The organism is Microbacterium sp. H83 (assembly GCF_001650405.1).
In the GTDB taxonomy this organism is placed as follows: Bacteria; Actinomycetota; Actinomycetes; order Actinomycetales; family Microbacteriaceae; genus Microbacterium.
Genome location: NZ_LWCU01000005.1, coordinates 1 through 11,824, shown reverse-complemented (window position 1 = coordinate 11,824; position 11,824 = coordinate 1). Strand labels below are relative to the sequence as shown.

The 11,824-nt window shown below is 70.7% G+C and carries 9 protein-coding genes; 7 read left to right on the top strand and 2 right to left on the bottom strand.

Going from position 1 to position 11,824, the window contains the following annotated elements; genetic code table 11:
* The first annotated feature begins 61 nt into the window (after window positions 1-61).
* The 6 genes from A4X16_RS03120 to A4X16_RS03095 all read left to right on the top strand — a co-directional run bounded on the left by A4X16_RS03120 (window position 62) and on the right by A4X16_RS03095 (window position 8,241).
* Entirely contained in the window at window positions 62-445 is a 384-nt protein-coding gene (locus tag A4X16_RS03120) for a winged helix-turn-helix transcriptional regulator (protein WP_067116213.1), read from the top strand.
* Window positions 446-480: 35 nt separating this feature from the next.
* Window positions 481-1,926 carry an argininosuccinate synthase gene (argG, locus tag A4X16_RS03115; RefSeq protein WP_067116210.1) on the top strand — a complete coding sequence of 482 codons (1,446 nt, stop codon included), beginning with the start codon at window positions 481-483 and terminating at the stop codon, window positions 1,924-1,926.
* A gap of 267 nt (window positions 1,927-2,193) precedes the next feature.
* Window positions 2,194-2,817, top strand: a complete 624-nt coding sequence (locus A4X16_RS03110) for a TetR/AcrR family transcriptional regulator (protein WP_067116207.1) — start codon at window positions 2,194-2,196, stop codon at window positions 2,815-2,817.
* Window positions 2,814-3,635, top strand: coding sequence for a hypothetical protein (locus tag A4X16_RS03105; protein WP_197491756.1), 822 nt, complete (start codon window positions 2,814-2,816; stop codon window positions 3,633-3,635). The genes A4X16_RS03110 and A4X16_RS03105 overlap by 4 nt, the downstream gene beginning before the upstream one ends.
* Window positions 3,632-5,467 carry a YhgE/Pip family protein gene (locus A4X16_RS03100; RefSeq protein ID WP_067116202.1) on the top strand — a complete coding sequence of 612 codons (1,836 nt, stop codon included), beginning with the start codon at window positions 3,632-3,634 and terminating at the stop codon, window positions 5,465-5,467. Before A4X16_RS03105 ends, A4X16_RS03100 begins: the two co-directional genes overlap by 4 nt.
* A gap of 128 nt (window positions 5,468-5,595) precedes the next feature.
* On the top strand, window positions 5,596-8,241 hold the full coding sequence (locus tag A4X16_RS03095) for a penicillin acylase family protein (RefSeq protein WP_331709740.1): 2,646 nt from the start codon (window positions 5,596-5,598) through the stop codon (window positions 8,239-8,241).
* 30 nt (window positions 8,242-8,271) lie between these two features.
* Here the strand turns inward: A4X16_RS03095 and A4X16_RS03090 are convergent, their stop codons facing one another.
* Window positions 8,272-9,618 carry an MFS transporter gene (locus tag A4X16_RS03090; RefSeq protein WP_082914241.1) on the bottom strand — a complete coding sequence of 449 codons (1,347 nt, stop codon included), beginning with the start codon at window positions 9,616-9,618 and terminating at the stop codon, window positions 8,272-8,274.
* A gap of 113 nt (window positions 9,619-9,731) precedes the next feature.
* On the opposite strand from A4X16_RS03090, the gene A4X16_RS03085 reads away from it, so the two are divergent.
* Entirely contained in the window at window positions 9,732-10,493 is a 762-nt protein-coding gene (locus tag A4X16_RS03085) for an alpha/beta fold hydrolase (protein ID WP_067116199.1), read from the top strand.
* 96 nt (window positions 10,494-10,589) lie between these two features.
* Here the strand turns inward: A4X16_RS03085 and A4X16_RS03080 are convergent, their stop codons facing one another.
* Window positions 10,590-11,492, bottom strand: a complete 903-nt coding sequence (locus A4X16_RS03080) for a type IV toxin-antitoxin system AbiEi family antitoxin domain-containing protein (RefSeq protein ID WP_067116195.1) — start codon at window positions 11,490-11,492, stop codon at window positions 10,590-10,592.
* Window positions 11,493-11,824 lie beyond the last annotated feature (332 nt).

Sequence of the window (11,824 nt, the reverse complement as noted above, 5' to 3'; positions counted from 1 at the left end):
CGGTCATTCCTGGTACATACTGACGGATCAGATACCATGGGGGCGACGGAAGGCGGATCCCATGAGGGAGAAGACGGCCCGCATCATCGCCGAGTGGGGCGACACGTGCAACGCGGAGATCTCGATCGCGGTGATCGGCGGCGCGTGGAAGCCCAGCATCCTGAGTCTTCTCGCCGAGCACGAGGTCCTGAGATTCGGTGAGCTCGGTCGACTCCTCGACGAGCCGACCGCGCGCGTGCTCACCCGGCAGCTCCGCGAGCTCGAGGACGACGGGCTCGTCCTCCGCACCGTCTATCGACAGGTGCCGCCGAAGGTGGAGTACCGCCTGAGCGACCTCGGGCGCGGAGCGCTGCCGATCATCGACGCGCTCACGGTCTGGGGCAGCGGCTACGCGGCGCATCAGCGCGGCGCGACGGCTGCCGTCGCCGCGGTCGCCTCCGTCTGAAATGCGACACGCCGCCCGCCGATAGACTGGAGGGCATGTCCAAGGTCCTCCAGTCCCTGCCCGTCGGCGAGCGCGTCGGCATCGCCTTCTCCGGAGGACTCGACACCTCCGTCGCCGTCGCGTGGATGCGCGACAAGGGCGCCGTGCCCTTCACGTACACCGGCGACCTGGGGCAGTACGACGAGGACGACATCGAGTCGATCCCCGGCCGCGCGCTGAAGTACGGCGCCGAGGCCTCGCGCCTCGTCGACTGCAAGACGGCCCTGGTCGAAGAGGGCTTCGTCGCCCTCGCGTGCGGCGCGTTCCACATCCGCTCCGGCGGCAAGACGTACTTCAACACGACGCCCCTCGGTCGCGCGGTCACGGGCACGCTGCTCGTGCGCGCCATGAAGGAGGACGGCGTCGACATCTGGGGCGACGGCTCGACCTACAAGGGCAACGACATCGAGCGGTTCTACCGCTACGGTCTGCTCGCGAACCCGCGCCTGCGCGTGTACAAGCCGTGGCTCGACGCCGACTTCGTCACCGAGCTCGGCGGTCGCAAGGAGATGAGCGAGTGGCTCGTCGCCCACGACTTCCCGTACCGCGACTCCGTCGAGAAGGCCTACTCGACCGACGCCAACATCTGGGGCGCGACGCACGAGGCCAAGACGCTCGAGCACCTGGACGTCTCGCTCGAGACCGTCGACCCCATCATGGGCGTGAGGTTCTGGGACCCGTCGGTCGCGATCGAGACCGAGGACGTCTCGGTGACGTTCGAGGGCGGACGGCCCGTCGCCATCAACGGCATCGAGTTCAGCGACCCGGTCGCCCTGGTGCAGGAGGCGAACACGATCGGCGGACGCCACGGCCTCGGCATGAGCGACCAGATCGAGAACCGCATCATCGAGGCGAAGTCGCGCGGCATCTACGAGGCCCCGGCCATGGCGCTGCTGTTCATCGCGTACGAGCGGCTCGTGAACGGCATCCTCAACGAGGACACCCTCGCGACCTACCACGAGCAGGGGCGTCGCCTCGGCCGCCTCATGTACGAGGGCCGCTGGCTCGAGCCGCAGTCGCTCATGCTGCGCGAGTCCATCCAGCGCTGGGTCGGCTCGACGATCTCGGGCACGGTCACGATCCGCCTGCGCCGCGGCGACGACTGGACGATCCTCGACACCGTGTCGCCGAACCTGTCGTACGGCCCCGAGAAGCTCTCGATGGAGCGCGTCGGCGACGCCGCCTTCGGCCCGGTCGACCGCATCGGCCAGCTGACGATGCGCAACCTCGACATCGCGGACTCCCGCGCACGCCTCGAGCAGTACGCCGGCCTGGGCCTCGTGGGCGGTGCGACCGGCGAGCTCGTCGGACGCGTCACCGCGGGCGAGTCCGCCGAGATCACGGGCGCCGTCGAAGGGTCGGTCTCCGAGTCCGACGAGACGTTCACGCACGCCGTCGACACCGCGTCCGAGGGCGCCGCCTTCGATTCCGGCACCGACTGACCTCGTCGCACGACAGAGGGGGCGGATGCTGCGGCCTCCGCCCCCTCTGTCGTGCGAGCTCGGTCGCAGCGCGTCCGGAGACATGAACGCGAGAGCCCGTGCACAACTCAGCACGAACGCCCGGCACGACGCCAGATCGGGCGACAGCGCACCGCTCCGCCGCCATCCGTGCTGAGTTGCGACCGCCGCCGACCGGGCACCGCCCCATCTCTGTGAGTTCGCCGAGTTATCTTGCACACAGATGTGCATGATAAGTACGATGGAGGCATGACCTCCCGTGCACCCCGCCGCGATTCCGTCGAGAACCGTGCCGGCATCCTCGATGCGGCGCGCTCGACCCTCGCGCACGACCCTCGCGCGTCGATCGACGTCATCGCCCGCAGCGCCGGCCTCTCGCGCCGGACGCTCTACGGGCACTTCGACGACCGGGAAGCGCTGATCCGCGAGCTCATCTCGTCGGGCGCTCAGCGCTTCAACGCGATCGCGGAATCGGTGACCGACGACGACGCACGCCTCGCGCTCGCCCGCCTCGCCGCGCGCCTGTGGCAGGAGGCGGCGCACGTGCAGGTCGCCGCCGCGCTCGCGCTCGACGAGGCGCACGTCGAGCACACCGCAGACGCGCTCGCGCCGCTGCGCCGATCGGTCGCCGCCCTCGTCCGCCGCGGACAGGACGACGGCAGCTTCCGCACCGACCTCGCCGCCCCCACGCTCGCACGCCTCATCGAGGAGATCGCCCGCACGGTCGTGGCACGCACGGACGCAGGCAGTGCCGGCGCCGCGAGCCTCGCCGTCCGCACGCTCCTCAGCATCGCCGGGCTCTCCTGGCGCGAGGCCGACCAGCTCCTGGCCGCGCACCCCGACATCGTCGACATCGCGGAGGACCGCGGATGAGGGTGACGCTGCACGACGTCAGCAAGGGACGCGGCGGCCAGGCGCTCCCGTCGACGAGCCTCGAGTTCCACTCCGGCGCGGTGCGCTTCGCCATCGCCGAGACCGAGCAGCGTCCCACGGTGCTCGGACTCATCGCGAGCGGCCGGATGAAGCCCGAGACCGGACGCGTGACGATCGACGGCTCGACTGACAACCGCCGGCTGCGCCGCACCGTCGCACTCGTCGACGCCCCTGACGTCAGCGACCCGCACTCGGACATCGCGCTCGCCGGCGTCGTCGGCGAGGAGCTCATGTTCGCCGGGATGGGGGCCACCCCCCTGCACGCGCGCCGGTGGCTGAACCAGCTGGGGTTCGGCGAGCTCGCCGGCGCGCCGATCGGCACTGTCGACCCCGCCGCGCGCGTGCGGATCCTGTGCGAGCTGGCCATCCTCCGCGAGGGGACCGAGGGCATCGTCCTGGTGTCGCCCGACAGGCACGGCGGCAGCCCCGACGGATGGTGGCGCATCGCAGCCGAATTCGCCGACCGGGGGTACGCGATGCTCGTCATCGTCGGCGGGTCCGCCGCGGTCGCTCTCGAGCGGATGCACGAGTTCGACGCGGTCAACGCCTCCGGCCCTATCGAGCCGCTGGTCCTCGAGCCGGAGCCCGAGCCGGAACCGGACCGTGAGCCGGAACTCGAGCCGGACCTCGAGCCGGAGCCCGAGCTCGAGCCGGAACTCGAGTCGGAGCCCGAGCCGGAGCCGGACCATGAGCCCGAGCCCGCCCACGACACCCCGCAGGACATCCCCGACCGCACGCAGAACGGAGCCGATCGATGAAGGTCCCCGCGATGATCGCCGCCGAGCTGCGACGCCTCACCGCGAGCCGGATGGGCGTCATCGCCCTGATCGCGCTCGTCTGCGTGCCCATCCTCTACGGGGGGCTGTACCTGTGGGCGAATCAGGACCCGTACGCCAAGTTCCCCGACGTGCCGGTGGCACTCGTGGTCGACGACGAGGGAGCCCCCGAACCCACGACCGGCACCGAGGCCGCGACCGGCGAGACCGTCAACTACGGCGAGGACGTCGCCGACAACCTGATCGACGGCAACGCCTTCGACTGGCAGCGGATGACGGCCGACGAGGCGGCGGACGCGCTGCGCGACGGATCGGTCGACTTCACCGTGACGATCCCCGCCGATTTCTCCGCCGCACTCACCTCGGCCGCGGGCGACGACCCCCGGCAGGCGCGCATCGAGCTCGAGACCAACGACGCGAACAACTACCTCGCGTCGTCGATGGGCACCCAGGCGGTGGAGAAGATCCGCAGCTCCGTCGCCGAGATGGTCGGGAGCGAGGCGGCCGAGCGGCTGCTGACCGGACTCAGCGATGTGCGCGACAGCCTGGTGTCGGCGGTCGACGGCGCCACCAGGCTCTCGGACGGCGCGAACACGGCGGCATCCGGCAGCGCGTCCCTCGCCGACGGCACCGCGCAGCTGGCGACCGGAACGGCTCAGCTCGCCGACGGCGCGAGCACCCTGGCCGCCGGAGCGCAGCAGGTGAGCGACGGCAACCGGCAGCTCGCCGACGTGGCCGACCGCGCGGGCTCCGTCGTCCAGCAGGCCACGAACGCCCTCCCCCAGGTGCGCGCCGACATCACCGCCCTCCTCACCGATCAGGGCCTCGCGCAGGACGAGATCGATCAGGTGCTGGCGCGCCTCGATCCGCTCGCGACCCGCCTGCAAGAGGGCAACGCGACGGTGCAGGATGCCGTCGGCAAGGTCGACAGGCTCGCGGACGGCGCCGCCTCGCTCGCATCCGGGGCGTCGCAGCTCGCGTCGGGCGCTGAGTCCGCCGCGACAGGCGCTGCGGCGGCGAACGACGGCGCCGCGCAGCTGCGCGACGGCCTCGGCACCCTCGCGAGCGGGACCGCGGAGCTCCGCGACGGCCTGTCGAGCGGGGTCGACGCGATCCCGGCATCCACCCCCGATCTCCGCTCGCTGCAGGCCGACACCATCGCGGATCCCGTGCAGGTGTCGAGCGACAAGGTGGCATCGGCCGAGGATTACGGTGCCGGGCTCGCGCCCTTCTTCGCCGCGCTCTCGGCGTGGATCGGCATCTACGCGCTGTTCCTCATCGTCAAGCCGATATCGCGCCGCGCCATCACCGCCCTGCACTCCCCGATCCGGGTGACGCTCGCGGGCTGGCTGACGCCCGCGATGCTGGGCGCGGTGCAGATGCTCGGCCTCATGGGCATCCTCGCGATCACCCTCGGCTTCACCTTCGACAACCCGATCGGGACTCTCGGAGTGATGATCGTGGCGTCCGCCACGTTCGCGGCGATCATCCTCGCCCTGAACGTGTGGCTGGGCTCGGTGGGACAGTTCATCGGACTCGTGCTCATGGTGCTCCAGCTCGTCACGGCGGGCGGCACGTTCCCCTGGCAGACGCTGCCGGCTCCGCTCGCGGCGCTGCACCATGTGCTGCCGCTCGGATACGTCGTCGACGCGATGAGGCAGCTGATGTACGGCGGCGACCTGGCCCGCGCCGGCTGGGATCTCGCGGTGCTCGGGATCTGGCTCGCCGGGGCGCTGACCCTCGCGGCGATCGGCGTCACGCGCATGACGCATCGGCGCACGCTCCGCGATCTGCAGCCGAGCCTCATCGGGTGAGGCGTGCGGGGGGCACATCGCTCCCCGCACGCACGCCGCTGTGGGTAGGATGCCGGAAGTGCGTCTCTGAGACGCGCTCTGGGGCTCGCTGGGACTGAGTCCCACCGTGTCCGCCGAAAGTGTTCTCGATGATGACAACCGATTCGCCCGCGATCGTCGACCCCGCGCGCCCCTCGCTCGCCGCGCGCGTCGGACGCATCGCCTTCCTCGTCGTCGCCGCGGCGGTCGTCGTCGCGGTCGCCGCCGCGTTCGTCGTGACCTGGACGATCCAGCGCTCGTTCCCGCAGACCGACGGCACGCTCGCGCTCGACGGCCTGGAGTCGGAGGTCACCGTGCAGCGCGACGACCGCGGCATCCCGACCATCACCGCGGAGTCCACCGACGACCTGTTCTTCGCGGAGGGCTTCGTCCATGCGCAGGACCGCTTCTTCGAGATGGACTTCCGCCGTCATGTGACCGCGGGCCGCGTGGCCGAGATGTTCGGCGAATCGCAGGCGGGCACCGACGCGTTCCTGCGCACTCTCGGCTGGCGTGCGGTCGCCGAGGACGAGGTCGCCGCGATGGACGACACGACTCTGAGCTACTACGAGGCCTACGCCGACGGCGTCAACGCCTACCTGGCCTCGCGGTCGGGTGCGGAGCTCTCGCTGGAGTACGGGGTGCTCGGCATCCAGAACCCCGACTACGCTCCCGAGCCCTGGGAGCCGGCCGATTCCGTGGCCTGGCTGAAGGCGATGGCCTGGGACCTCCGCACGAACCTCGAGGACGAGACCGAGCGAGCGCTGCTCTCCGCGCAGTTCGCCGAGGCGGGCGACGCGGCCACGACGCCCGCCACTCTCGAGCAGCTGTATCCGGCCTATCCCTTCGACGAGAACCCGGTGATCGTCCCGAAGATCTCCACCCTGTCGGGTCTGGAGACGGATGCCGAGCCCGCGGCGTTCTCGGGCGGCGCGGGCGGCGAGCTGCAGCAGGCGGTGACGACGATCGACTGGCAGGAGGCCGACGGCGTCATCGAGGCCGCGAGCCTCCTGGTGGGCGACGTCGGCGAGGGTGTCGGGTCGAACTCGTGGGTGGTGTCGGGCGATCTCACCGCATCGGGGATGCCGCTGCTCGCCAACGACCCGCACCTCGGAGCATCGCTCCCCTCGGTCTGGTACCAGGTTCAGCTGAAGTGCGCCGAGGTGACGGACGCATGCCCGTTCGACATGGGCGGCTTCTCGTTCTCGGGCCTGCCGGGCATCGTCATCGGCCACAACCAGAGCATCGCCTGGGGCTTCACCAATCTCACGACCGACGTCACCGACCTCTACGTCGAGAGGATCGACGGCGACCAGTACTGGCGCGATGGTGCGCTCGTGCCGCTCGAGGAGAGGACGGAGACGATCGAAGTGGCCGGCGGCGACGACGTCGAGCTCACCATCCGCTCGACCGTACACGGGCCGATCATCTCGGGCCTGACCGACGACGTCACCACGATCGCCGAGGCCCCCGAGCCCGGGCTCGCGGCCGGCGGCGCGACGACGGCGCCGCCCGTCGGCGAGGACTCGGAGTACGCGGTGAGCCTGCGCTGGACGGCCCTGGACCCGGGCACAGCGGCATCCGCCGTGTTCGCGCTGTCGACGGCGCAGGACTTCGCGGAGTTCCGTCAGGCCTCCGCGCTGTTCGACGTCCCCGCGCAGAACCTGATCTATGCCGACGTCGAGGGCAACATCGGGTACCAGACGCCCGGACGGCTGCCGATCCGCGGCGCCGGCGACGGCTGGATGCCGCAGCCGGGGTGGGACAGCGCCTACGACTGGACCGGGTTCATCCCGTTCGACGAGCTGCCGGTCTCGTACAACCCGGGTTCGGGGTACATCGTCACCGCGAACAACGCCATCGTGACCGACGACTACGACTACTTCCTCTCGCGCGACTGGGACTACGGCTACCGCGCCGCACGCATCGTGGACCTGATCGAGCGCAAGGCGGCGGCCGGATCCCTGACGGCGCAGGACATGCGCGACATCCAGATGGACGGCGAGATGTGGATCGGCATGCGTCTCGCGACAGCGCTCGAGGACATCGACGTCGACGGGGCGGGCACGCAGGATGCCGTCGCCCTGCTGCGCGACTGGGACGCCCAGAACGACGCATCGTCCGCGAGCGCCGCCTACGCGAACGTCCTGTGGTCGAACCTCGTGCAGAACCTGTTCGCCGAACGGGAGGAGCCGCTGCCGATCGACGGTCAGGGCCGCCTGTTCACGGCCGTCGACGCCCTGCTCGACGACCCGTCCGATCCGCTGTGGTCGAACTCCGCGATCGACGTCTCGGGAATGGAGGAGATGCTCGCGCTCTCGGCCGAGGAGGCGTACGACGAGCTCTCCGCCCTGCAGGGCAGCGCCGTCACGGCCTGGAACTGGGGGGATCTGCACGCCATCACCCTCACCAGCGACACCCTGGGCACGTCGGGGATCGCTCCCATCGAGATGCTGTTCAACCGCGGACCGTTCCCGGTGAGCGGCGGCGCCTCGATCGTCAACGCCACCGGATGGGAGCTCGGCACGTCGTACGCGACGACCACGGTCCCGTCGATGCGCATGGTGGTCGACCTCGCCGACTTCGACGACTCCACGTGGATCCATCTCACCGGCGCCTCCGGCCACGCCTTCCACGAGCACTACATCGACCAGACCGAGGACTGGGCCGCGGGGGTGCAGAGACCATGGGCGTTCTCGGCGAAGGCGGTGGATGCCGCGGCGACGCAGACGCTCGTGCTGACGCCGGCGGAGTGAGTCCCGCCCCCGCCGGAAGGCGGCTCGCCGTCAGGCCGAGGCGGCGACGGATGCCGCGGCGCGACGCGCGATCAGCCAGATCCCGAGCGCGGCGGCGAAGAAGATGCCGGCGAGCATCGCCCACCCCGCGAGGCCGAAGGTGATCGCCGTCGCGTTCACCACGATCGGCGATGCCAGCGCGCCGAGCGAGAAGCCCATGCCGAACACGCCCTGATACGCGCCGGCGCGCACCGGGTCGGCGAGCTCGAAGCTCAGGCCCCAGGCACCCGCCTGAGACAGGATCTCGGCGAAGGTGTGGGCGATCATCCCGACGACCAGCACCGCGACCGCCGCCCAGACCGGCAGTCCCGCGGCGAGCGCGTAGACCATGCAGGCGGCGACCATGAGCCATCCCGCGGTGAGCGTCACCCTCCCGGCGACGCGGACGTCGTGGGTTCCGCGCGACGCTCTGACCTGGAGCAGCACGACCAGCGTCGTGTTGACGATCAGCAGCACCGCCACCACCACATCCGGCGCATCGGTGCGCTCGGTGATCCACAGGGGCACGCCGAACTCGGCCACGCCGAACTGCATGCCGAACACCGCCGACAGCCCGCTGAGCACCAGGTAACGCGGGTCTCGCCACGGGGAGCGGCGGTTCCAGTCCCTGCGCTCGGCGAGGGCGGCCGCCGCGGCATCCGTGTCGATCGATCCGGTCTCCGTGCGCACCGGTCGGATGCCCGTGCGCGCCGGGGCGTCGACCGACGCGGTGAGGCGCAGCAGCGGCAGCGAGCCGAGGGCGCAGATGAGTCCGGCGCAGGCGATGACGATGCGGTACGCCTCTGCCGTGCCGAGCGCGAGGGCGATGGCGCCGAGACCCGACCCGGCGGCGATCGAGACGTTCGTCACCGTGCGCAGCACCGCCCGCGCGTGGACGCGGCGGTCGGGGGCGAAGCCGCGGGCGATGATGGCCGACCGCGAGGCGTGGCCCATGCTGTCGAAGAACCCGGCGAGGCTCGCGAGCACCAGCGCCGACACGAAGTCGCCCACGAACGCATAGGCCGCGAGGAGGAGGCCGCCGGTCGCCTCGAACGCGAAGGACAGGCGGCGTGCGCTCCACCGATCGGCCAGCCATCCGCCCAGGAACGACGCCACGACCCCGCATCCGCTCGACACCGCGAGGACGACGGCCGCCTGCGCCGCCGAGAGCCCGATGATCTGCGTGAAGAACAGCACGGTGACCGCGAAGAAGACGCCGCGGCCGATGCGCGACACCGCCGTGGCGGTGAAGAGCGCACGCAGCACCGGGTCGCTCAGCGCGGAGGCGAGTCGTGCGCGGATCCGCCCCGGTCGCGTCGCCGTCTCGTTCGAGTCGGTGTCGGGGCGGGCGGAAGTCACCCTCCATCCTCACACGTCCGGCCCCTCCGCCCCGCGCACCCTCCACAGCCGTCCCGTATGTGGGTGCGCGACGCCGATTCGCCGCGCGGCCGCCGCTCGATTAGCGTTGGCGGGTGGTCTCCAGTTATCTCGCGCCGAAGGGCACCCCCGTCACCCTGCTGGAGTTCGAGCACGGCGGTGCGACCCTCATCGCCGAGACGTTCGGTGAGGGCGCGCACACCTTCCTGCTCCTGCACGGGATCGGCATGGGCCGCAGCGTCTACCTCGACGTCGTGCAGCGGCTGAAGGGACGGGTGATCGCGCTCGATCTGCCCGGCTTCGGCGAAGCCCCCGAGCCGACCCGCACGCTCACGATGGAGCGTCACGCCGATCTCGTCGCCGCCTATCTCCGTCACGTCGACTCGGGTCCCGTCGTCGTCATCGGGCACTCGATGGGAAGCCAGATCGGCGCGGAGCTCGCGGCACGGCATCCGTCGCTCGTCGAGGGGGTCGTGCTCGCCGGTCCGACCGTGAACAAGGCGGCCAGGAACATCGGCGCCCAGGCCCGCTACCTGCTCACCGACCTCGTCGGCGAACGGCCGCTCGTGATCTGGCGCGGGGCCAGGGAGTACCTGCGCGGCGGCCCGCACCTGCTCCGCAAGATGCGCGCCACCATCGCGCACCGACCCGAGCGGGCCTTCGCGCGGATCGAGGCGCCGGTGCTGGTGCTGCGCGGGGAGGACGACCCGCTGGCGCCCATGAGCTGGTGCCGCGAGATCATCGACGAGATCCCCGGGGCCGACCTGCAGGTCATCCCCGACCACGGCCACGGCACGCTCATCAGCGATTCCGAGCCCGCCGCACGGCTGATCCAGTCTTTCGCCGACCGACTCTGAGCCGGCCGTCCGCGGTGCGGGCGCCTCGGCCGCGCCGCGTGTGCAGGATTCAGCACGGCGCCGACGGATCAGTCGCATCCGCGCCAGATGGGCGGATCAACGGACTTTTCTGCTGAATCCTGCACGCGCGGACGACCCGAGCCGCGGCCCGAGCACCACGATGATCTGCTCCAGCGCCTGACGCACCGCCCGCTGATCGCCGAGGATGTCCTTCGCCAGAGGTCGTACGGTGACGTATCCGAGACCGGCGGCGGCGATGTCGCGAGCGCGGTCCGCCACCTGCTTGTCCCACCCCTGGTGGAATTCACGACTATCGCACTCGATGACCAACCAGCCGTCGACGACGAAGTCCACGTATCCGACGCCCTCGAGGTGCACCTGCGTCTCGAACTGCACGCCCATCGCGCGCAGGATCAGACGCATGTACGTCTCCGGGCCGGACGCCGCAGACGGATCGACGAGCGCCAGCAGCGGTCCGTATCGCGCGGGCAGGCGGGCGAAGACCGTGGCGAGCTGTTCGAGACTCATCAGGCCGTGATGAAGGACACTGTCGAGCGGCGCGAGGGCGGCGCGAGGAGGCTGGCACCGCACGGCATGAGCGACGGCATCGGTGAATCGGGCCACGTGCAGGCGCGGCTGACGACCCGGTCCGACCGTCCAATGGAGCCGGACCGCTCGCTCCGTCGGCATACGGAGCCGAGAGGTACCCGGAGTCACAAGTACGTGGATCTCCGCGCAGCGGTGGACGAACACGCCGAGCAGCGTGAGCAGCGACAGACACGACAGCCCTCCGCCGATGCGCACAGCCTCGACCACCTCGCGAGGGGTGGACGCGAGCGCGTAACGGTCGCGACGCACGTGTACCAGTGTCCCGTGACGGACCATCGCCGCCACCTGTCTCCGCGTGCTGCCTGACGAGATCAGCTCCGCCAGGGTGAAGACCGTCTGCGCGTAGATCTCCGTCGCGCGTTGAGCAGCACTCCTGTTGTCCGAATCCATCAGAGCAGTGTGCGGACCCTGAGCTGTACCCGGCGGCGGGAAGGCGGAGAACACGACAACTGTCCAGGCACCCGGCGCTGTGGACGAGAAGTGGCGCACGGCGGACCGGTGCACGATTCAGCATGAATCCGGCGAGCACGGGTAGCAACGGTGCCTGGCGCTCACTTCGAGCCGTCCGTGCTGAATCCTGCGCGCGCGTCCGTGCACCGACCCGGAGAGCCGGTGCACTATTCAGCAGAGAACGGCCGAGAACGGCCTGGGCGGCCGCGGGGCGGGGTCACACAGCCATGCATGCTGAATTGTGCACGGACAGCTCGGGGCGGGAGCACAGC

What these genes read in the sequence shown, in the direction of transcription:
- A4X16_RS03120 (WP_067116213.1), top strand. Translation starts at nt 62, where the DNA reads ATGAGGGAGAAGACGGCCCGCATCATCGCCGAGTGGGGCGACACGTGC.
- argG (WP_067116210.1), top strand. Translation starts at nt 481, where the DNA reads ATGTCCAAGGTCCTCCAGTCCCTGCCCGTCGGCGAGCGCGTCGGCATC.
- A4X16_RS03110 (WP_067116207.1), top strand. Translation starts at nt 2,194, where the DNA reads ATGACCTCCCGTGCACCCCGCCGCGATTCCGTCGAGAACCGTGCCGGC.
- A4X16_RS03105 (WP_197491756.1), top strand. Translation starts at nt 2,814, where the DNA reads ATGAGGGTGACGCTGCACGACGTCAGCAAGGGACGCGGCGGCCAGGCG.
- A4X16_RS03100 (WP_067116202.1), top strand. Translation starts at nt 3,632, where the DNA reads ATGAAGGTCCCCGCGATGATCGCCGCCGAGCTGCGACGCCTCACCGCG.
- A4X16_RS03095 (WP_331709740.1), top strand. Translation starts at nt 5,596, where the DNA reads ATGATGACAACCGATTCGCCCGCGATCGTCGACCCCGCGCGCCCCTCG.
- A4X16_RS03080 (WP_067116195.1), bottom strand. Translation starts at nt 11,492, where the DNA reads ATGGATTCGGACAACAGGAGTGCTGCTCAACGCGCGACGGAGATCTAC.